Here is a 20,667-nt window from a genome sequence, read left to right on the forward strand (position 1 = left end):
GCCGATGGTAGGGATCGCTGTAGCCTGCGCCTTGGCCAGCGCTTTTTTCCTTGCCTTCGGTGCCCAGCGCCAAGGCAGCGCCGTCAAAGCGGACACCGGCGGCCTGGGCCTGAACTCCTCCCAGATCAGTCGCCTGCTGCGCAACCCCCGCTGGCTTTTCGGGCTTTTGCTGCTGGGGACGGGCATGGCCCTGAACGTGGCTGCACTCTCGATGGCGCCCCTGACGGTGGTGCAGCCGATTGGTTCCATCGCATTGGTCATCACGACAGTGGTGAATTCCCGGGACCAGGGCCTGCACATGAACCGCATTACGGTCGCGGCGATTACGGCGTGCGTGGCCGGCAGCATGCTTTTTGTGTCGCTGGCCATCATGGTCACCCGTTCAGAGCAGGTCGTGGAACCGCGGCAGGAAGTGACCATTGTCCTCATCCTCGCCGTCGTCGTGATCTTCTTCGGCGGACTGAACGTGCTTTTCGGCAAGCGGCTCCGCGCAATCGCCCACATCCTCGGCGCCGGCATCCTGTTCGGCTTTGTTGCCGTCCTGACCAAGGTCATTGCCGGGGACCTGCTCAACCCGAACGGCCGGTTCCTCCTGAACGTGCCCTGGTACACCATCGTGGCGATCGCCGCTGCCGGTGCACTCGGTTCCTGGTTCGTGCAGAACGCCTACTCGAGCGGCCCGCCGGACCTGGTGATTGCGGGGCTGACGGTAATCGACCCCATGGTGGGGATCGCCATCGGCATCGGAGTCCTGCACGAACTGCGGCCGGATGTGCCGGCCGTGGCCGCGGTGGCCATGTCCGTGGCGGCCCTGATTGCTATTGTTGGGGTCGTTGCCCTTTCGAGGTATCACCCTGACGTTATCCAGCGTCGGAACGAAGAGCGGAGGCGGCAGAAGCCGGCCTCAAAGAATCCGAAAGCAGGACCTACAACGTGACCGACGCCCCGGTAGACAAACCGCTGACTGTCCTCATCGCTTGTGACACCTATCCTCCCCACCTGAACGGCGCCGCGCAGTTCGGCTACCGGCTGGCCCGGGGGATGCACGGGCGTGGGCACAACGTCCACGTACTGGCTCCCAATGATGTCAACGGCGGCAGCCGAAGCGACCTTGAGGGAGAGTGGCCGGTCCACCGGCTCCGTTCCCACGGGGTGCCTACCCATGAATACTGGCGGATCTGCCTGCCCTGGGAGATCAAGAAGGAAATCACCCTGCTGTTCGACAGGGTGCAGCCCGATGTCGTGCACATCCAGTGCCACTACATGGTGGGGGAGTACACGCTCTACGAAGCCCGTAAGCGCGGCATCCGTGTCATCGCGACCAACCACTTCATGCCGGAAAACCTGGATCCGTTCCTGCCCTTCCCGAAATGGGTTAAGCAGATTGTCGCCACCAACTCCTGGAAGGACATGGGCAAGGTCATGGGCCAGGCCCACGTGGTCACCACGCCCACGCCGCTGGCTGCCGAGGCGATGTACCGCCACGCCTTCCTGCACGACGTGATGCCGTTGTCCAACGGCATTGACGCGTCGGTTTACGAGCTGCGCGACGGGGAGCAGATTCCCCCGCACGAAGCGCCCACGGTTCTTTTTGTCGGCCGGCTGGCCGAGGAAAAGCACGTGGACGTGCTGATTGACGCCGTAGCGAAGACTCCCGCCCACCTCGGAGTGCGGGCGGAAATCATCGGCGGCGGCGAAGTCCGTCCCGGGCTGGAAGCCCAGGTGCAGCGACTGGGACTGCAGGACCGGGTGGTCTTCCGCGGACTGGTCTCCGATGAAGAACTGCGCGAGGCGTACCTCAAAGCCGACCTGTTCTGCATGCCGGGTACCGCCGAGCTTCAGTCACTGGTGACGCTGGAGGCGATGTCGGCATCGAAACCGGTCCTGCTGGCCGATGCGATGGCGTTGCCGCACCTCGTGGACAAGGGACGCAACGGCTACCTGTTTACGCCGGGCGACAGCTCCGAGCTGGCAGGGCGCATCACGGAAATCCTGGAGCTGCCCGCCGACGAGCGGGCGAAGATGGGCCGGACCAGCCGCGAGATGGTGGACCGGCACAGCCTGGAAGCCACGTTGTCCACCTTTGAAGATCTCTACCGCGGGGATCCGGGGAAACGCGTGGACGCGCGCTGATTGGTTGTCCAGTCCCCGGACCCACTAGGATGGCATCGTTGCCTTCTTGGGCACCCGGGGCTGTAGCTCAGCTGGTCAGAGCAGCGGACTCATAATCCGTGGGTCGTGGGTTCAAGCCCCACCAGCCCTACCTGTAATGGATCGGACGACGTCCCGATCCGCCTTAGTAAACGCCCCGGTCTGCGGACCGGGGCGTTTTCTTTTGCCCGGGCATTCCTGCGATGTCGCCGGAGGCACCCCGTAAGCCCCTTATCTGTCCTCCCAGTGGGCCAACGCCGCCGCACGCCGTCGGAGGCAATTTTCCGCAGACGTTGTGATCGTTGTTACTGGTGGGTAACATGGGCTCAGCCGGTTCCCGGATGGGCACCAGCGGATCACCGATGATCAGCAGCGAAGGACAATTTCCATGGCACTTATCGACGTCGACAACCTTCCGTACCCGGACGGCGACTTCTACGCATTTGAAGATCTGCTCACTGACAAGGAGCGCGACCGCCTGCACGAGATCCGTGCCTGGCTCGCAGCCGAGGTCAAGCCGCATGCTGCTGACTGGTGGAACGCCGGAGAATTCCCGCACCACATGATCCCCAAGATTGCCGAACTGGACGTTATGAGCCCGGTTTACCGGCAGGGTTACTCCAACCTTTTCGCGGGCCTCTGCCATGCCGAAATGACGCGTGCGGACACGTCCTTCGCGACCTTCATGGGCGTCCACGACGGTCTCTTCACCGGCTCCATCGAGGCCCTGGCCTCCGAGGAGCAGAAGGCAGCCTGGCTGCCGGACATCTACGCCATGAAGAAGATCGGCGCCTTCGGCCTGACGGAACCGCTGGGCGGATCCGACGTTGCCGGCGGCACCCGCACTACTGCCCGCCGCGAGGGGGACAACTGGATCCTCAACGGTGAAAAGCGCTGGATCGGCAATGCGACCTTCTCCGACTGGGTGGTTGTTTACGCCCGCGACCTCGAGGACAACCAGGTCAAGGGTTTCCTGGTGGACACCAAGACCCCGGGCTACACGGCCACGAAGATCGAAAACAAGATCGCCCTGCGCACGGTCCAGAACGCCGACATTGTCCTCGACAACGTAGTGGTGAGCGACGAGTTCCACCTCAAGGGCGCCAACAGCTTCCGCGACACGAACAAGGTCCTGAAGGTCACCCGCCTTGCCGTGGCCTGGCAGGCCGTGGGCCAGCAGATGGCTGCCTTCGACGTCGCCCGCAAGTACGCGGTCGAGCGCAAGCAGTTCGGCAAGCCGCTGGCATCCTTCCAGCTGGTGCAGGAACAGCTGGTGAAGATCCTGGGCAACACCGTCAGCTCGCTGGGCATGATGGTCCGCCTGGCGCAGCTCGAAGATCTCGGACAGGCCAAGGATGAGCAGTCCGCCCTCGCCAAAGCTTTCACCACGGCCCGGATGCGCGAATCCGTTGCCATGGGCCGCAGCATCCTGGGTGGAAACGGCATTGTCACCGATTACGGCATGGCTAAGATCTTCGCTGACGCGGAGGCCATCTACTCGTACGAAGGCACGTACGAGATCAATACTCTGGTCACCGGACGCGCGATCACCGGAGTGGCTGCGTTCGTATAGCAGCTTTCGGAATCAACGTCCGCTAGACCAGCAAAGAACCCCGGCCGGATCCTGCAAAGGGTCCGGCCGGGACGTTTAACCGGGGCGTTTAGCCGGAATGCCTACCGGGGCGGTTCACGGGAGGCCGGCGGCGGCACCGGAAGCAGGACCGAGGGCCGGCGGTCGGATACATAGTTGAGCGGATCCACATAGTCCCCGTCCAGCCGGACTCCCCAATGCACGCAACCCCGGCCGCAGTGCGATCCCGACCGGACGGACCCCACCGCAGTGCCCTTGGACACTTCGGTACCCACCGGCACGGAAGCTTCGACGGGTTCAAAACTGCTCAACAAGCCGCCTCCGTGGTCAATGGTCAGGACCGGCCTGTCCACCACCCGGCGGGCAAAAACGACGCGCCCGTCCGCAGGGACCAGGACCGCGGCGCCCTCGGCCGCGGCGACGTCGATACCGCGGTGCCCCGCCAGCCACGGCTGTGCCGGGGGATCGAAGGACCGCAGGAGGGCAGGCTCCGGGGCCAGGGGCCAGCTCCAGGGCGGGGAATATGCCGACGCGGTGGCAGCGGACGGCGGGTCGACTGCCACCGACCCGGGGGCAAGGACGGACAGTACCGCCGCGAGGAGCAGGACAGGTGTTCGCTTCATGGAGCAACGGTGCATCCGCGCGGGCTCCCGTTGCCGATTTCCCGGGCGTCCTGTTCGGAGTCCGGCCGCGGAAGCCGGGTGGGGAGGAAAGGTTGACGCCGGATGGCGGGGGTCCGGCGCTGTAGTACACTTGACGGAGCAGCTTGCTGTGCCATGGGACCTGCCCGGACGTTTTAGTCCAGGTCCGGTCCCGGGTTTGTCCGGTATTCACCGGGTTCACCCACCGGCATGGAGGCTGACTACGCGTATCCCAATTATCCCCGTCACAGGGGGTGCATCTCCAACGGTCCGGCAACGCCGGCAGGGGAGGCACGCCGCAGCTCCTACGGGGCAGCGGCTGATGGATACCAGGAGCTTCGCCCGCCCGGGCGTACAGCTAAAACCGTCAATTGGCAGTAGGACCAGTGCGCCGTGCGCACGGCTGCTGCCGGAAGGAGTGACGACATGCCCGTCGTTACAATGCGCCAGCTGCTCGACAGCGGCGTCCACTTTGGTCACCAGACCCGCCGTTGGAACCCGAAGATGAAGCGTTTCATCTTCACCGAGCGCAACGGCATCTACATCATTGACCTGCAGCAGTCGCTGTCCTACATCGACCGTGCATTCGAGTTCGTCAAGGCCACTGTTGCCCACGGCGGAACCGTACTGTTCGTCGGTACCAAGAAGCAGGCACAGGAAGCAATCGCCGAGCAGGCCACCCGCGTTGGCCAGCCGTACGTGAACCAGCGCTGGCTCGGTGGCATGCTCACCAACTTCCAGACTGTCGCCAAGCGTATCCAGCGCATGAAGGAACTCGAAGAGATCAACTTCGAGGACGTCGCTTCCTCCGGCCACACGAAGAAGGAGCTCCTGCTTCTCCGTCGTGAACTGACCAAGCTGGAAACCAACCTCGGCGGCATCCGCAACCTGACCAAGGCTCCGTCCCTGCTCTGGATTGTTGACACGCAGAAGGAACACCTCGCCATTGACGAGGCCAAGAAGCTGAACATCCCCGTTGTTGCCATCCTGGACAGCAACTGCGATCCGGACGACGTCGACTTCCCGATCCCGGGTAACGACGACGCCATCCGCTCCGTCAACCTGCTGACCCGCGTCATTGCCGACGCCGTGGCCGAGGGCCTGATCGTCCGCCACAACAAGTCCGGCAACACGGAAGCCCCGGCCGAGCCGCTGGCCGAGTGGGAGCGCGAGCTCCTCGAAGGTGCTGCTGAGACCCCGGCCGCTGACGCCGCTGCTGAAGCTCCCGCTGCTGAAGCCGCTCCGGCCGCTGAAGCTGCTGAGGCTCCCGCCGCTGATGTCGACGCCATCGTTGACGCCCCGGCCGCTGAAGTAACCGAGAAGTAAAGAACGTATTTCCTTAGTCCGGGGGAAGTTATCCCCTGGACATGGGTTGTGGTGCGGCTGGCCGGTTTACCGGCCAGCCGCACTGGCAGAACCGCACCAATACTTATTACGGGAGGACTGGAGTCCAAATGGCGAACTACACTGCTGCTGATATCAAGGCACTGCGCGAGCGCACCGGCGCAGGCATGATGGATGTAAAGAAGGCTCTGGACGAGGCCAACGGCGATGCCGACAAGGCCATGGAGCTTATCCGCATCAAGGGCCTGAAGGGCGCGACCAAGCGTGAAGGCCGTTCCACCGCTGAAGGCCTGGTTGCCGCCAAGGTCATCGACGGCACGGTTGGCGTCATGATCGAGCTGAACTGCGAGACCGACTTCGTTGCCAAGTCCCCGAAGTTCATCGAACTGGCTGACAAGGTCCTGGCCGCTGCAGTTGAATCTGCTGCTGCCGACGCCGAATCCCTCCTCGCCTACAACGTTGACGGCAAGCCGCTGTCCGAGGTTGTTGTCGAAGAAGGCGCCATCCTGGGCGAGAAGGTTGTCGTCCGCCGCGTGGCACGCATCGAAGGCAAGACCGTCGACGCGTACCTGCACAAGACCTCCAAGGATCTTCCGGCACAGGTCGGCGTGCTGTTCGCCGTTGACGGCGAAGGCGCAGAAGCTGCCACCGCCGCCCACGACATCGCCGTGCACACCGCTGCGTACGCCCCGACCTACCTGACCCGCGACGAAGTTCCGGCAGAGACGGTCGAGAACGAACGCCGCATTGCAGACGAGACGGCACGCGCAGAGGGCAAGCCCGAGGGCGCACTGCCGAAGATCGTCGAAGGCCGCCTGACCGGTTTCTTCAAGGAAATCGTCCTGGTGGACCAGCCGTTCGCCAAGGACGCCAAGAAGACCGTGGGCAAGGTTCTCGAAGAAGCCGGTGTTGCACCGGCAGGCTTCGCCCGCTTCCGTGTAGGCGCCTAATTAGTTAGGTAACAACGGTTTCGACGGAAACGTCATCACAGCAAAGGGGGTGGTCACCACGGGTGACCACCCCTTTTCTCTGCCCAGAACAGCTCACTAGTCTTAAAAGCAGCACCAGCACCTATGCCCGGGAGGCACAATGGCCCACGTATTGAAAGAAACCGATTCCCCGCGACGACGGGTCCTGCTGAAGCTCTCGGGAGAGGTGTTCGGCGGCGGCAAACTCGGTGTGGATCCGGATACCGTGCGGGCAGTGGCCAAGCAGATCGCTGCGACCGTGGGCGAGGTTGAAGTGGCCATCGTCGTCGGCGGCGGCAACTTCTTCCGCGGCGCGGAGCTGTCCACCAGCGGCATGGACCGCTCCCGTGCGGACTACATGGGCATGCTCGGCACCGTGATGAACTGCCTGGCACTGCAGGACTTCCTGGAGCAGGCCGGCGTCGAGACCCGCGTCCAGAGCGCCATCACCATGGGACAGGTGGCTGAGGCCTACATTCCGCGGCGCGCCATCCGACACCTGGAAAAGGGCCGCGTGGTCATCTTCGGTGCCGGCGCAGGCCTGCCGTACTTCTCCACCGACACGGTCGCCGCCCAGCGCGCGCTGGAAGTGCACGCAGACGAGGTGCTGATGGCCAAGAGCGGCGTGGACGGTGTCTACACTGCCGATCCGAACAAGGATTCCACCGCGGTACGGCTGGAAACCCTGACGTACGACGACGCCCTGCGCCAGGACATCCGCGTTATGGACCAGACGGCCATGACCATGTGCAAGGACAACGACCTGAACATGGTTGTCTTCGGCATGGAGGGTGAAGGCAACGTAACCCGGGCACTCCGCGGAGAGAAGATCGGCACCATCGTCTCCAACTAACTCTGGAGCGATATACAGGGTGCGGGTTCCCCTTCACCTCGCAGGCTCGGTGCAGGGAACCCGCACCCTTTTGCGCCGAAAGGGTTCCCCTTCACCTCGCAGGCTCGGTGCAGGGAACCCGCACCCTTTTGGCTTAGGATGATAGAAGAGTCCGGCCACTAAGCTGATAGCGCTTGGTGGACACTGTTTTATGAGGAGAGACCGTGATCGAAGACACCTTGAAAGAGGCCGCCGACAAGATGGACAAGGCGGTGGAAGTTGCTAAGGAGGACTTCTCCTCCGTCCGCACAGGCCGCGCCAACCCGGCGCTGTTCAACCGGGTGCTGGTGGACTACTACGGTTCGCCGACGCAGCTGCAGCAGCTGGCATCCTTCGCCACTCCCGACGCCCGCACACTGCTCATCACGCCCTACGATGTCAGCGCCCTGCGCGCCATCGAGCGGGCACTGAGCGACTCCGAGGTCGGCGCCAACCCGTCCAACGACGGTAAGGTCATCCGGGTCATCATGCCCGAGCTGACGCAGGACCGCCGTAAGGAATACGTCAAGATTGTCCGCGGCAAGGCCGAGGACGCCAAGGTTTCCGTCCGCAACATCCGCCGCAAGGCCAAGGACGGCATTGACCGCCTGGTGAAGGACAGCGAAGTGGGCGAGGACGACGGCGCTCGTGCGGAAAAGGATCTCGATGCACTGACCAAGGCGCACACGGATTCCATTGACGAGCTCCTCAAGCGCAAGGAAGCCGAGCTTCTCGAGGTCTGATGAGTGACGCCCAGCCTCCAACCCGGGCTGGCGGTTCACCGTCCGTCGAGACAGTTCCGGCAGCAGCAAAGGCCAAGGAAATGAGTGCAGCTGATTCAGGACAGGTCGGCGGCCGCACCGCCCGGGGCCGCCGGTCTGCCGAGAAACCCGTAAAGGTCTCGCGCGCCGGACGCAATCTGCCTGCTGCCATCGCCGTTGGCGTGATCTTGCTCGGCTCCCTGCTTAGCGGCCTCCTCTTTTTCCCTTTCGCCATTGTGATTATTGCGGTCGGCTTCGCTGCCGTCGGCGTCTGGGAAGTCAACCGTGCGCTCGAAGTGCGCGGCATGAAAGTGCCGCAGGTGCCGGTGCTGGTCGGTTCCGTGGCGCTGCCGTTCGCGGCGTTCTTCGGCGGCACGGAAGCATTGGCCTTTGCGATGGTCGCAACGTCCGTTGCCATCCTCCTGTGGCGGAGCATCGACACCGCTGCCGAAGCGATCCAGAGCATCCTCGCCGGTATTTTCGTGGTTCTCTGGGTGCCGTTCCTGTTGAGCTTTGCGCTCCTGCTGCTGCGCGAACCCGATGGACAGGTTCGAGTCGCCGTACTGCTCCTGCTCGTGGTCTCCAATGACACCTTCGGCTACCTGGTAGGTGCCTTCTTCGGTAAGCACCCGATGGCGCCGAAGATCAGCCCGAAGAAGTCCTGGGAAGGCTTTGCAGGCTCTGCCGTCGGCGCCGCCATCGTCGGCGTCGGGGCTGCAGTCCTGTTCCTGGACCAGCCCTGGTGGTTCGGCGTGGTGCTCGCAGTGGCGACAGTTGCCGCGGCCACCGCCGGCGACTTCTCCGAGTCCATGGTCAAGCGGGAACTCGGGGTAAAGGACATGTCCAACCTCCTGCCGGGACACGGCGGTGTAATGGACCGGCTGGACTCCGTGGTGTTCGCCTCCCCGGTGGTGTTCCTGCTGTCGGTGCTGCTCTCTACGGCTTCCTAGCAGGAGCAACCGTAACGGTCCGGCAACGGCCGGTGTGCCGGATCACGTCCGCGGCACGGGCATCGTAAGATGTTTGAGAGTTTTCAGACGATGCCCGGCAGGCGCCCTGTAGGGACAACCGGCTCCAGCGGCAATAACTCCGCGGGGAAAAACCACAGAGGAACAATTTATTCATGGACGATGTGCGGCAGGCCAGTGCCCCTTTCGAACGCGTGGGACGACGGGACTACGGCTACAACATCCGCCAGGTCGATGAGTTCCTGACGAAAGCCAGGAACTACTACAACTCGGATTCCACGTCGGCTAATCCGGTGACCAGCGCGGACGTCCGGTCCATGGCGTTCGACCCGGCGAAGGGCGGTTACGAGCCGCAGGCGGTGGACGCCGCGCTGGACCGGCTGGAGGACGTTTTCGCCCAGCGGGAACGGGACCGCCTGATTTCCGACCGCGGCGAAGAAGCCTGGCTGCTGCAGATCGGGCGGATGTCCGCGGTCCTCAGGGCCCGCCTGCACCGCAAGCCGGGGGAGCGGTTCCGCCGCCCCGGCCGGAAACGCGTCACCAGTTACAACGTCGAGGACGTTGACGCACTGTGCAACGAACTCCTCGGATACTTCGAACACGACCGGCCCCTCAGCGTAGACGTGGTGCGCCGCGCCGTCTTCCGTGAGGCCAAGGGCGGGCAGGGGTACGAGGAAAGCCAGGTGGATGCCTTCCTCGACCGGGTGGTCGAACTGATGGCTTCCATCGACTAGGTGGTCCTAGCGGGCCCCTGTTCCGGTCCCCGGCCGGGGCCTATCCAGTGGTTCCGGCGTGTGCAGCTGCGCCATGAACTTTGCCGTTCCGTCCGGCGCTGATCCGGCGGTCAGCCGGGACACCACCACCATCACGGCAAACGCTGCGGGAACTGTCCAGGCCGCGGGCTGTTCGATCCAGGCGGGTACGCCGGCACCCGCCCGCGGCAGGATGGCCGCGGCGGCCATTGCCCCGCCGCACAGCAGCGCGCCGGTCAGCATTCCCGCTCCGGCGCCCGCCGCCGTCAGCCGGCGCCACCAGATGCCCAGCACCAGCAGCGGGCACAGGGTGGAGGCCGTGAATGCGAAAACCGTGCCGATGCTGCCGGCTAGCGCGGAGGATTCGGTCAGCAGGGCAATGACCAGGGGTACGACGGCGGCCAGCACGGCGGAGACCCGGAACCCGCCGACACTGCCGCGGAAGAACTCCTGGCTGATCACTCCCGCGAGCGAGACCGTCAGCCCGCTGCTCGTGGAGAGGAACGCCGCGAATGCCCCAGCCGTGACCAGGGCCGCCAGCAGGTCGCCGGTGGCGCCGTCGAACACCCGCCCCGGCAGCAGCAGCACGGTCGCATCCGCGGCACCGCCGGCGGCCAGGTCCGGGGTATAGATTCTGCCCAGCACCCCGTAGGTGATCGGGAAGATGTAGAAGAGCGAGAGCAGCCCCAGGACAATCAGGGTGGTCCGCCGGGCGGAGGGGCCGTCGGGGTTGGTGTAGAAACGGACCAGCACGTGGGGGAGTCCCAGGGTGCCGCAGAGCAGGGCGATGCTCAGCGAAATATTGCGGTACAGCGGAGCGTGGGTTTCCGGGTTCAGTGCCTCCGCCAGGATCTGCCCGCCGCCGGCGGGCGGGCCGTCACCGGCGAGGCGGAAGAGGACGAACAGCACCGGTACGGCAATCGCCACCAGCTTCAGCCAGTACTGGAAAGCCTGCACAAACGTGATGGAGCGCATCCCGCCGGTCACCACGCTGAGGCAGACGACGCCGGTGACCACCAGGCAGCCGATCTCCGCGGGCAGCCCGGTGGTGATGCGCATGGTCAGCGCCGCACCGTGCAGCTGCGGCACAATGTACAACCAGCCGACGGCGATCACCAGCAGGCTGGTGAGGCGCCGCACGGGGAGCGACTCCAGCCGGGCCGAGGCGAAGTCCGGCACGGTGTAGGCGCCGGACCGGCGCAGCGGCGCCGCGACGAAGAGCAGGAGCATGAGGTAGCCGCCGGTGTAGCCGATGGGGAACCAGAGCGCGTCCACCCCGGAAGCGACAATCAGCCCCGCCACACCCAGGAAGCTGGCTGCCGAGAGGTATTCGCCGCCGATGGCCGAGGCGTTCCACCAGGGTTTCACCGTCCGGGAGGCAACATAGAAGTCGCTGGTGGTCCGCGAGATCCGCAGGCCGTAGAAACCGATCAGCAGGGTCGCGGCGGAAACCAGTGCCAGCGCCGTGTAGCCGATGCCGGGGTTCATGCCTGCGGCCACATCCCAGTTCACCGGCTACCGTCCGTCCACCAGGTCGCGGTACCGGTTTTCGTTCCGCTGGGCACTCAGGACGTAGAGGAGCCCGCAACCGATGACCAGCGGATATACGCCGACGCCGAGCAGGATCCACGGAGCAGGGACACCGAAAACGGACAGTTCGGCAATCACGGGCAGGAAAGCCAGCAGCACCGGAACGCTGAGCAGGATCAGCAGGAAGCCGCCGCCCACCACCAGTGCCAGCCGGAGCTGGCTGCGGATCAGGGAACCGATGATCAGCTCGCCCACCTCGGACTGCTCGTCCAGCTCCCGGGACACCGGGAACGGGGCCGCGCCCGTGCCTGGTGCGGTCACCCGGACGCGCCGGGAACCAGGTTCGGCGGCGGGAGTGGATTCCCCGGTCACTGCGTGGGCCGGACGCGGCCGGCGGCGAGTGTGTTGCGCACTGCGGGCAGGTGCCGCCGGCTGACCGGAAGGTCCACCTCGCCCAGCCGCACGCTTGCCCGTCCTCCGGTGAGCCGCACCTGGCGGATGTGGGTCCGGGCCACCAGGAAGGACCGGTGGATGCGCACGAACCCGGCACCGGCCCACTGCTCCTCCAGGTCCGCCAGCGGAACCCGGATCAGGTAGCTGGCGTCCGCGGTGTGCAGCCGGGCATAGTCGCCCTGCGCCTGGACGTAGCGGATGTCGCCGCGGGGGATGATCCTCGTCGTCGCGCCCTGGACCACCGTGACGACGTCGGCGTCCTCCGGTTCGGCGTCGGCCGCGAGCTCGCAGATCCGGCGGACCGACTCGGAGAGCCGCTCCGGCCGGACGGGTTTCAGCAGGTAGTCGAGGGCGGCGAGGTCAAAGGCCCGCAGTGCCTGGTCCTCATCCGCGGTCACGAAGACGACGGCGGGCGGACGCTCGCGCCGGCCCAGCGCCTTAGCGATGTCCAGGCCGGAGAGGGCCGGCATGTGGATGTCGAGGAAGACGGCGTCGACGTCGCGGGTCTCGATTTCGTGCAGTGCCTGGGCGCCGCTGGCGGCCCGGTGGACCGTACCGATCCGGGCATCCAGGCCCAGGAGGTAGGCGAGCTCCTCGACGGCGGGGGCTTCGTCGTCGGCCACTACCACGGTGAGCGGCCGGAGAGGTTTGCGCATGGAGAACAGGTTACGCGTTCGTGGGCCGGTTCTCCGGCTGCGACTTGGGTACCCGCATGGTGATCAGGGTGCCGGCACCGGGTGCCGTGTCAATGACGAGCCCGTGCTTTTCGCCGTAGACCTGCCGCAGCCGCACATCCACGTTGCGCAGGCCCACATGGTCCCCGTCGGCGTGGCCGGCCAGGACGGAGCGGAGGTACTCGGGGTCCATGCCCACCCCGTTGTCCTCGATGGTGATGACGGCGTCCGCTCCGGCGTCGACGGCGGCAATGCTGATCCGGCCCTGCCCGTCCTTGGTCTCCAGTCCGTGGCGGACGGAATTCTCCACCAGCGGCTGCAGGGACAGGAACGGAATGACCGTACCCAGTACCTCGGGGGCGATCTGCAGGGCCACTTTCAGCCGCTCGCCGAAGCGTGCCCGTTCCAGCAGGAGGTACCGGTCCACGGATTCCAGTTCCTGGGCGATGGTGGTGAAGTTGCCGTGCCGGCGGAAGGAATAGCGGGTGAAATCCGCGAACTCGACCACCAGCTCGCGGGCACGGGCCGGGTCCGTATTGATGTAGGACGCGATCGCGTTCAGCGAGTTGTAGATGAAGTGCGGACTGATCTGTGCCCGCAGTGCCCGGACCTCGGCCTCCATCAGCTGCGCGCGGGAGGCATCCAGCTCCGCCAGCTCCACCTGCGTGGCGAGCCAGGCCGCCACCTCGTTGGCTGCCCGGACCAGGCCGGCGCGGACGGTCGGGGCGAACACGGCGACGGTCCCGAGGGTCTGGCCGTTGACCGGCAACGGGGAGACCAGCAGCTCGCCGCAGTCCTCCATGCCCAGGGCGCGCAGTGCGGCGCCGCGGAAGACGCGTGTCCGGCCGGATTCGAGCACCAGCGCCGCTGCCGACAACAGCCGTTGGCGGCGGAACGGAGTGTCGCTGACCGCGCCGTCCCACGCCAGCACGGCGGATGCATCGGTGATCACCAGGGTGTCGCAGTCCAGCAGGTCGCGCAGGTGCCGGCTGGCCTTGCGGGCGCCGGCCGGGGTCAGGCCGGCCCGCAGATGCGCCGAGGCGAGCGACGCCGTGTGGAGGGTTGAGTAGGTGGCCTGCTCGGCGTCGGACCCCAGGTCCCGCTGCGAACGGCTGAGCCGAAAGCCCAGCGCGCCCACGACGGCGACGGTCAGCACGGCAACGGCGCAGACCAAGGCAATATCGACGGCGGGACTGAGCATGGACCAACCCTAACGGCCCGTCCGGCCGGAACGCCGTTCATCGCTGTTCAACGCCGTTCATCGCCGTTCACCGCACGGAACCAACCGTTCACCGACGCCGCGGGGCGGCGGATCGACACCGTGCCGGGACTATAGGAAAGTGATCAGCGTCACAGCTTGCACAGCGTCGTGTCCTGACCTCCACAGGTGGATGCCGCGCGGCGGGCCCCACTAGAGGAGGAACAATGGCTGAAGAGCAGCCGGTTTCACACGCTGCGCACCCGGAACAGGTGGACTTCCGGGACGTCCAGAGCTCGCCTGAGTTCCAGGAACTCCGCAAGCGCCAGCGCAGCTTTATTTTCCCCATGGCCGTGGTTTTCCTGGTCTGGTACTTCGCGTACGTCCTGCTGGCCGACTACGCCCACGACTTCATGTCGACCCCGGTGATCGGGAACATCAACATGGGACTGATCCTCGGCCTGCTCCAGTTCGTGAGCACGTTCGGCATCACCATGTGGTACGTCAGCTACGCCAACCGCAAGATGGACCCGATTGCGGCGGATCTCCGCCGTGACCTTGAGGCCCACGGAGTAAGCCGCCCGGAGGAGACGAAGTGAACAGCCTGCACATTTCCGCCGCCACCGAAGTGACGGCCGAGTCCATCAAGGACACCGGCCTGCTCAACATGGTCATCTTCGGTGTCTTCGTGGCCGTCACCCTCGTGGTGGTGCTGCGCGCGAGCCGCAACAACAAGACGGCGGCCGACTACTACGCCGCCGGCCGGTCCTTCACCGGACCGCAGAACGGCACCGCCATTGCCGGCGACTACCTCTCGGCGGCGTCCTTCCTCGGCATTGTCGGGGCCATCGCCGTGAACGGCTATGACGGCTTCCTGTACTCCATCGGCTTCCTCGTTGCCTGGCTCGTCGCCCTGCTTCTGGTCGCTGAAATGCTGCGCAACACCGGCAAGTTCACCATGGCCGATGTGCTCTCCTTCCGCCTTAAGCAGCGGCCGGTGCGCATTGCCGCAGCCATCACCACGCTGGCGGTCTGCTTCTTCTACCTGCTGGCCCAGATGGCCGGTGCCGGCGGACTGGTCTCCCTGCTTATGGGGATTGACAGCAAGGTCGGTCAGTCCGTGGTCATCACCGTCGTCGGCGCCCTGATGATCATCTATGTACTGGTCGGCGGCATGAAGGGCACCACCTGGGTGCAGATCATCAAGGCCTTCCTGCTGATTGTCGGCGCGGCCGTCATGACCGTCTGGGTCCTGGCCCTGCACGGCTTCAACCTCTCCGAACTGCTGGGTGCCGCCGTCGAAACCACCGGCAACCCCGCCATCCTGGATCCGGGACTGCAGTACGGCAAGTCGGACACCTCCAAGCTGGACTTCGTCTCCCTCGGCCTGGCTCTGGTGCTCGGCACCGCCGCCCTGCCGCACGTGCTGATGCGCTTCTACACGGTCCCCACCGCCAAGGAAGCCCGCCGGTCCGTTGTCTGGGCCATCTGGCTGATCGGCATCTTCTACCTCTTCACCCTGGTCCTGGGCTACGGCGCCGCGGCGCTGATCGGTTCAGACGCCATCAAGAGCGCTCCGGGCGGCGTGAACTCCGCAGCACCCCTGCTGGCCTTCGCGCTCGGCGGGCCGGTACTGCTGGGACTGATTTCCGCCGTCGCCTTCGCCACCATCCTCGCGGTGGTCGCGGGGCTGACCATCACGGCAGCTGCTTCGTTCGCCCATGACATCTACGCCAACGTCATCCGCAAGGGAGAGGTGGACGCAGACGGCGAGGTCAAGGTAGCCCGCACCACGGTAGTGGTGATCGGTATCATCTCGATCCTCGGCGGCATCGGCGCCCAGGGGCAGAACGTGGCCTTCCTGGTGGCCCTCGCCTTCGCGGTGGCGGCCAGTGCCAACCTGCCCACGATTATCTACTCGCTCTACTGGCGGAAGTTCTCCACCCAGGGCGCGCTGTGGAGCATGTACGGCGGCCTCGGCTCCGCGATTGTGCTCATTGCCTTCTCGCCGGTCGTCTCCGGCGCGGAAACTTCAATGATCGCCGGCGCGGACTTTGCCTGGTTCCCGCTGAACAACCCGGGCATCGTGTCCATCCCGCTGGCCTTCTTCCTTGGCTGGCTGGGCACCGTGCTGGACAAGAACACCGAATCCGCCGTCAAGCAGGCGGAGATGGAAGTCCGGTCCCTGACCGGCGTCGGCGCCGAGAAGGCCGTCGACCACTAGGGGGCAACAGCCTCGGCAAAAGGCAGGTTCCGCTCAGGCGGGGCCTGCCTTTGCCGTTGCCGGGGCCTGGTCCCGCCGTTCGGGGGCCGACGACGGCGGCTGCGGCAGCCCTGCTCCGCGGCGCAGCAGGGGAGCGGCGCGCAGGGGAATGAGTTCACCCATGGCCAGATTGGTGTCGCAGCGCTGGACGCCGTCCACGGCGAGGATCTGCTTGTTGATGCGGAACAGGTCTTCGGCGTCTGCAGCTACGACGCGCAGCAGGATGTCCGCGTCCCCGGTGAGGCCGTGCGCTTCGACAACCTCGGGCAGCCCGGCCAGGTCTTCGGTGATCCGCGCCAGGCTCGGCTGGTGGACATGGACATGCACAAACGCCATCAGCGGGTAGCCGAGCGCGGCAGTGCTGATCCGGCGTTCAAACGGCAGGAACGCTCCTTTGCGTTCCAGTCCGGCCAGCCGGGCCTGGACGGTGTTGCGGGAGAGGCCGAGGACCGCCGCCAGGGCCACGGCCGTACGTGTTGAATCCTCCGCCAGGGCAAGGAGGAGGCGTAGGTCCGTGGTGTCGAGGGGCTGCATAGTGCGCAACGCTAGCACGGTGTTTTGGCCGTTTACAGGGCAGGATGCTCGGTCTTTGCCGGAATGGTTGTGCCGGGTGCTGAGTGTGAGTAGGGTCACATGTACCCGGGCAATGGAGCCCGGGGTCGGTTTGGCCCCGCCACCCCAGAGGCCCAAACACGGAAGGATGCGTATCCAAGTGTCCCTGCATACCCCGGTGCGGCACCCGGAAAACTCCGGCAGCTCACCCACCGACCCATACGTACAGCTTGTCACCCCCGACGGCGTCCGTACCCCGGACCCCCTGTATGACCGCTGGGTCGAGGATATCGACGGCGCCCGGCTGCAGGAGCTCTACATCGACATGGCGGTCATCCGCCGGATAGATACCGAAGCCACCGCCCTGCAGCGGCAGGGCGAGCTGGGGCTGTGGCCTCCGCTGCTCGGCCAGGAAGCCGCACAGATCGGCTCCGTACGGTCCCTGCGCTCCTCCGACTTCGTTTTCCCCAGCTACCGGGAGAACGGCGTGGCTTTCTGCCGCGGTGTGGAAGTGGGTGACCTGATGCGGGTCTGGCGCGGCAATGCCGGCGCCGGCTGGGATCCGTATCAAGTGAACATGGCGCCCACCCAGGTCATTATCGGCGCCCAGGCACTGCACGCCGCCGGTTATGCCATGGGCATCACCCGCGACGGTACCGATGACGCGGTGATCAGCTACTTCGGCGACGGCGCCACCAGCCAGGGGGACGTCCACGAGGCGATGGTCTTCGCCGCGAGCTTCAACTCGCCGGTCGTTTTCTTCTGCTCAAACAACCAGTGGGCCATCTCCGAACCGGTCACGCTGCAGGCACAGGTACCCATCGCCAACCGCGCCCCGGGCCTCGGCATCCCGTCCATCCGGGTGGACGGCAACGATGTCCTTGCGGTTATGGCCGCAACCCGGGAGGCACTGGACCGGGCCCGCTCCGGCAACGGACCGACCTTCATTGAAGCGGTCACCTACCGGATGGGTCCGCACACCACGGCAGACGACCCCACGCGCTACCGGGACCAGGCCGAACTGGAACGGTGGCGGCGAAAGGATCCGCTGTCCCGGCTGCAGGCATTGCTGGCCTCCATGGGCCTGTTCACCGACGGGTTCGCCGCCGAAGCCGGCCGCCGGGCCGACGACGTGGCTGCCGAGCTGCGCGCCGCGTGCCTCGGGATGCCGGATCCGGTGCCCGCGGATGTTTTTGCCCATGTCTATTCCGAGCCCAACTCCTGGCTGGACCGCCAGCAGGAGCAGTACTCGCGCTATCTCAGCGGTTTCGCTGGCGAGGAGAACCGTTAATGACCAGCATGACTTTCGGGCGGGCGATCAACGCCGGCCTGCGCCGGGCAATGGAACAGGATCCCCGCGTCCTTATTATGGGCGAGGACGTCGGCAAACTCGGCGGCGTCTTCCGGATCACCGACGGACTCCAGAAGGACTTCGGTCCGCTGCGCGTCGTGGACACCCCGCTCGCCGAGTCCGGGATCATGGGCACAGCCGTGGGGCTGGCGTTCCGCGGCTACCGCCCCGTAGTGGAGATCCAGTTCGACGGCTTCATCTACCCGGCGTTCGACCAGATAGTTTCCCAGGTGGCCAAGATGCACTACCGGACCCGCGGAGCTGTGAAGCTGCCGCTGACCATCCGGGTGCCGTTCGGCGGGGGCATCGGCTCACCCGAACACCATTCCGAATCACCCGAGGCCTATTTCACCCATACCTCGGGGCTGCGCGTCATCAGCGTGTCCAACCCGCAGGACGCGTACACAATGATCCAGCAGGCCATCGCTTCCGACGATCCGGTGCTCTACTTCGAGCCGAAGCGGCGCTACCACGTCAAGGGGGAGGTGGACGAGGCAGCGGCACCGCAGCTGCCCATGGGTTCCGCCCGGGTCCTGAACGAGGGGAGCGACGTGACACTGGTCGCCTACGGCCCTCTTGTCCCCACCGCCCGTGACGCCGCAGTCGCGGCCTCGGATGAGGGCGTCTCGGTGGAGGTCATCGACCTGCGCTCGCTCGCACCCGTCGACTTCGCCACCGTGGAGGCCTCCGTGCGCAAGACCGGACGGCTGGTGATCACCCACGAGGCGGCCCAGTCCGGCGGCCTGGGCGCGGAAATCGCGGCCAGCATCACCGAGCGCTGCTTCGAGTACCTCGAGCATGCTCCGGTGCGGGTCACGGGCTTTGACATCCCGTATCCGCCCTCCCGGCTCGAGTCCCACCACCTGCCGGACCTCGACCGCATCCTCGACGGAGTGGACTGCGCCATGGACCGGCCCAGTTCCCTGGCCGGCGCCGTTTCCGGATCGGCGGCGAGCTGATGCTGCGCGAATTCCGCCTCCCCGATCTGGGGGAGGGGCTCACCGAGTCCGAGATCCTGAACTGGCACGTCAGCGTGGGGGACATAGTCCAGCTGAACCAGGTAATTGCCGATGTGGAAACCGCCAAGGCGGTGGTGGAGCTGCCATCCCCGTATGCCGGGACAGTGGCGCACCTGCACGAACAGGCCGGAACGGTGGTCGAGGTCGGATCCCCGATCGTTTCATTCGAGGTAGCGGTGCCTGCGGGTGCCGATGCAGAAGCGGCCGGTGAGCCGGTGCAGGCCAAGCGGGAGCCGAACCTGGTGGGGTACGGTGCGGTGCCGGATGCCACCGGCCGCCCCGCCCGACGACGCCGCGGGGCGGCTCCTGCCCCGGGACCCGTATCTGCCGCGGTGCCTGCACCTGTGGCTGCAGCTGCACCCGTGCCTACACCCGCGCCTGATCCCGAGCAGGAGCGTCCGCGCTCCACCCCGCCGGTCCGCAAGCTGGCCCGGGATATGGGAGTGGATCTCACCCAGGTACAGGGCTCCGGCCCGGGCGGGCTCGTGGTGCGTACCGACGTCGTCCGTGCTGCTTCACCCGCCGCCGAAACGGAGCCAACGTCCGTATTTGACTCCGCCGCTGCCGTGCCTGCCCCGCCGGTGCCGGAGGGACGGGAGGAACGGATCGCCATCTCCGGCATGCGGAAGCACACTGCTGCCGCCATGGTGGCCAGCGCCTTCACTGCTCCCCATGCCACGGTGTTCCTCACGGTGGACGTCACTCCCACCATGGAACTGCTGGAACGGCTCCGGCAGCAGCCGGCCTTCAACGGCTTGAAGCTGTCTCCGCTGACGATGGCAGCCAAGGCGGTTTGTCTGGGGCTGAAGCGTTTCCCGTCGCTGAATTCACGGTGGGATGAGTCCGCGAGGGAAATCATCCGCTACAACTATGTGAACCTCGGCATTGCCGCGGCCACGCCGCGCGGGCTGATGGTTCCCAACATCAAGGATGCCCAGACAATGAGCCTGCATGGCCTGGCCGCTGCGGTGACATCCCTGGCACAGACCGCACGGGAGGGCAGGACGCAGCCCGCGGACCTGGCAGGCGGGACCATCTCCATCTCCAACGTGGGCGTGTTCGGCGTCGACACCGGAACGCCCATCCTGAATCCGGGAGAGGCAGCCATCCTGGCGCTGGGGGCCGTCCGCCGGCAGCCGTGGGAGTACAACGGAGCCATTGCCCTGCGCTCGGTAATGACCCTGAGCCTCTCCTTTGACCACCGGCTCGTCGACGGCGAGCAGGGGGCAGGGTTCCTGAGCGAAGTGGGAGCCGTTCTGGCCGAGCCCGCACTGGCACTGGCCATGGCGTAGAAGCGTTTAGACGCATCAAGGGCCGCCTGCGGAGAAATCCGCAGGCGGCCCTTGGCCCTGCCGCACCCGGTGCCCGGCGACGGCGCCTACGTCGGACCCGTACCGTTCCCGGGGCGGACGCTGCCCCGCCTTTCCTTTGTTTTGTCCAGATCCCTCCGGATTGTCCGGATCCCTGCGCAGCGCGGCGCAGGGATGGTCACAAACCGTAGGGATTCCGACAATCCGAAGGGAATCCGGGCCCGGTGCCCTGAAATCACGCGCTTCCCGGTCCTGCTTGGCAGGAAAGGC

At 65.9% G+C, this 20,667-nt stretch carries 20 protein-coding genes and 1 tRNA gene; 15 read left to right on the forward strand and 6 right to left on the reverse strand.

What is annotated here, in order from left to right; genetic code table 11:
• The first annotated feature begins 4 nt into the window (after positions 1–4).
• The 4 genes from NNX35_RS14145 to NNX35_RS14160 all read left to right on the forward strand — a co-directional run bounded on the left by NNX35_RS14145 (position 5) and on the right by NNX35_RS14160 (position 3,724).
• Complete coding sequence (locus tag NNX35_RS14145; protein WP_255767140.1) at positions 5–937, forward strand: DMT family transporter; 933 nt, start codon at positions 5–7, stop codon at positions 935–937.
• Complete coding sequence (locus NNX35_RS14150) at positions 934–2,133, forward strand: glycosyltransferase (RefSeq protein WP_255863379.1); 1,200 nt, start codon at positions 934–936, stop codon at positions 2,131–2,133. The genes NNX35_RS14145 and NNX35_RS14150 overlap by 4 nt, the downstream gene beginning before the upstream one ends.
• Positions 2,134–2,189: 56 nt before the next feature.
• A tRNA-Ile gene (locus NNX35_RS14155) sits at positions 2,190–2,263 on the forward strand.
• Between the two features lie 276 nt (positions 2,264–2,539).
• Entirely contained in the window at positions 2,540–3,724 is a 1,185-nt protein-coding gene (locus NNX35_RS14160) for an acyl-CoA dehydrogenase family protein (protein ID WP_255767142.1), read from the forward strand.
• Positions 3,725–3,825: 101 nt separating this feature from the next.
• Here the strand turns inward: NNX35_RS14160 and NNX35_RS14165 are convergent, their stop codons facing one another.
• Complete coding sequence (locus NNX35_RS14165) at positions 3,826–4,365, reverse strand: M23 family metallopeptidase (RefSeq protein ID WP_255868095.1); 540 nt, start codon at positions 4,363–4,365, stop codon at positions 3,826–3,828.
• A gap of 444 nt (positions 4,366–4,809) precedes the next feature.
• On the opposite strand from NNX35_RS14165, the gene rpsB reads away from it, so the two are divergent.
• The 6 genes from rpsB to NNX35_RS14195 all read left to right on the forward strand — a co-directional run bounded on the left by rpsB (position 4,810) and on the right by NNX35_RS14195 (position 10,029).
• Positions 4,810–5,709, forward strand: a complete 900-nt coding sequence (rpsB, locus tag NNX35_RS14170) for a 30S ribosomal protein S2 (protein WP_227924434.1) — start codon at positions 4,810–4,812, stop codon at positions 5,707–5,709.
• 128 nt (positions 5,710–5,837) lie between these two features.
• Positions 5,838–6,677: a translation elongation factor Ts gene (tsf, locus tag NNX35_RS14175; protein WP_255767144.1), complete on the forward strand. Its 840-nt coding sequence runs from the start codon at positions 5,838–5,840 to the stop codon at positions 6,675–6,677.
• Between the two features lie 139 nt (positions 6,678–6,816).
• On the forward strand, positions 6,817–7,548 hold the full coding sequence (gene pyrH, locus NNX35_RS14180) for a UMP kinase (RefSeq protein ID WP_229953202.1): 732 nt from the start codon (positions 6,817–6,819) through the stop codon (positions 7,546–7,548).
• Between the two features lie 203 nt (positions 7,549–7,751).
• Positions 7,752–8,309 (forward strand): ribosome recycling factor, encoded by a 558-nt coding sequence (frr, locus tag NNX35_RS14185; protein ID WP_227924437.1) that lies wholly within the window; start codon positions 7,752–7,754, stop codon positions 8,307–8,309.
• Positions 8,310–8,389: 80 nt separating this feature from the next.
• Positions 8,390–9,277, forward strand: coding sequence for a phosphatidate cytidylyltransferase (locus NNX35_RS14190; RefSeq protein ID WP_255767146.1), 888 nt, complete (start codon positions 8,390–8,392; stop codon positions 9,275–9,277).
• Between the two features lie 173 nt (positions 9,278–9,450).
• Complete coding sequence (locus NNX35_RS14195; protein ID WP_255868096.1) at positions 9,451–10,029, forward strand: DivIVA domain-containing protein; 579 nt, start codon at positions 9,451–9,453, stop codon at positions 10,027–10,029.
• Between the two features lie 6 nt (positions 10,030–10,035).
• Here NNX35_RS14195 and NNX35_RS14200 read toward each other — a convergent pair whose 3' ends face one another.
• The 4 genes from NNX35_RS14200 to NNX35_RS14215 are packed head-to-tail and all read right to left on the reverse strand — an operon-like array spanning position 10,036 to position 13,905.
• The gene (locus tag NNX35_RS14200) at positions 10,036–11,535 is read right to left on the reverse strand and encodes a cation acetate symporter (protein ID WP_255767277.1); all 1,500 of its coding nucleotides are present in this window, start codon (positions 11,533–11,535) and stop codon (positions 10,036–10,038) included.
• 27 nt (positions 11,536–11,562) lie between these two features.
• Positions 11,563–11,949: a hypothetical protein gene (locus tag NNX35_RS14205; RefSeq protein ID WP_255767148.1), complete on the reverse strand. Its 387-nt coding sequence runs from the start codon at positions 11,947–11,949 to the stop codon at positions 11,563–11,565.
• Positions 11,946–12,686 (reverse strand): LytTR family DNA-binding domain-containing protein, encoded by a 741-nt coding sequence (locus tag NNX35_RS14210; protein WP_255767149.1) that lies wholly within the window; start codon positions 12,684–12,686, stop codon positions 11,946–11,948. Before NNX35_RS14210 ends, NNX35_RS14205 begins: the two co-directional genes overlap by 4 nt.
• A gap of 10 nt (positions 12,687–12,696) precedes the next feature.
• A complete protein-coding gene (locus NNX35_RS14215; RefSeq protein ID WP_255767150.1) occupies positions 12,697–13,905 on the reverse strand; it encodes a sensor histidine kinase in 1,209 nt (402 codons plus the stop codon).
• 224 nt (positions 13,906–14,129) lie between these two features.
• On the opposite strand from NNX35_RS14215, the gene NNX35_RS14220 reads away from it, so the two are divergent.
• Entirely contained in the window at positions 14,130–14,501 is a 372-nt protein-coding gene (locus tag NNX35_RS14220) for a DUF485 domain-containing protein (RefSeq protein ID WP_255767151.1), read from the forward strand.
• Between the two features lie 68 nt (positions 14,502–14,569).
• On the forward strand, positions 14,570–16,126 hold the full coding sequence (locus NNX35_RS14225; protein ID WP_255863564.1) for a cation acetate symporter: 1,557 nt from the start codon (positions 14,570–14,572) through the stop codon (positions 16,124–16,126).
• Positions 16,127–16,159: 33 nt separating this feature from the next.
• On the opposite strand, the gene NNX35_RS14230 is transcribed toward NNX35_RS14225, so the two are convergent.
• Positions 16,160–16,699 (reverse strand): Lrp/AsnC family transcriptional regulator, encoded by a 540-nt coding sequence (locus tag NNX35_RS14230; RefSeq protein WP_255863377.1) that lies wholly within the window; start codon positions 16,697–16,699, stop codon positions 16,160–16,162.
• 166 nt (positions 16,700–16,865) lie between these two features.
• Between NNX35_RS14230 and pdhA the strand changes: the two genes are divergently transcribed.
• From pdhA to NNX35_RS14245, 3 genes are read left to right on the forward strand one after another with little or no spacing between them, the layout of a single operon-like run.
• A complete protein-coding gene (gene pdhA, locus NNX35_RS14235; protein ID WP_370647077.1) occupies positions 16,866–18,008 on the forward strand; it encodes a pyruvate dehydrogenase (acetyl-transferring) E1 component subunit alpha in 1,143 nt (380 codons plus the stop codon).
• A complete protein-coding gene (locus NNX35_RS14240) occupies positions 18,008–19,027 on the forward strand; it encodes an alpha-ketoacid dehydrogenase subunit beta (RefSeq protein ID WP_255767153.1) in 1,020 nt (339 codons plus the stop codon). The genes pdhA and NNX35_RS14240 overlap by 1 nt, the downstream gene beginning before the upstream one ends.
• On the forward strand, positions 19,027–20,379 hold the full coding sequence (locus NNX35_RS14245) for a dihydrolipoamide acetyltransferase family protein (protein WP_255767154.1): 1,353 nt from the start codon (positions 19,027–19,029) through the stop codon (positions 20,377–20,379). The genes NNX35_RS14240 and NNX35_RS14245 overlap by 1 nt, the downstream gene beginning before the upstream one ends.
• Positions 20,380–20,667: the final 288 nt, after the last annotated feature.

The sequence above is a fragment of the Arthrobacter sp. zg-Y844 genome, from assembly GCF_024385465.1.
In the GTDB taxonomy this organism is placed as follows: domain Bacteria; phylum Actinomycetota; class Actinomycetes; order Actinomycetales; family Micrococcaceae; genus Arthrobacter_B.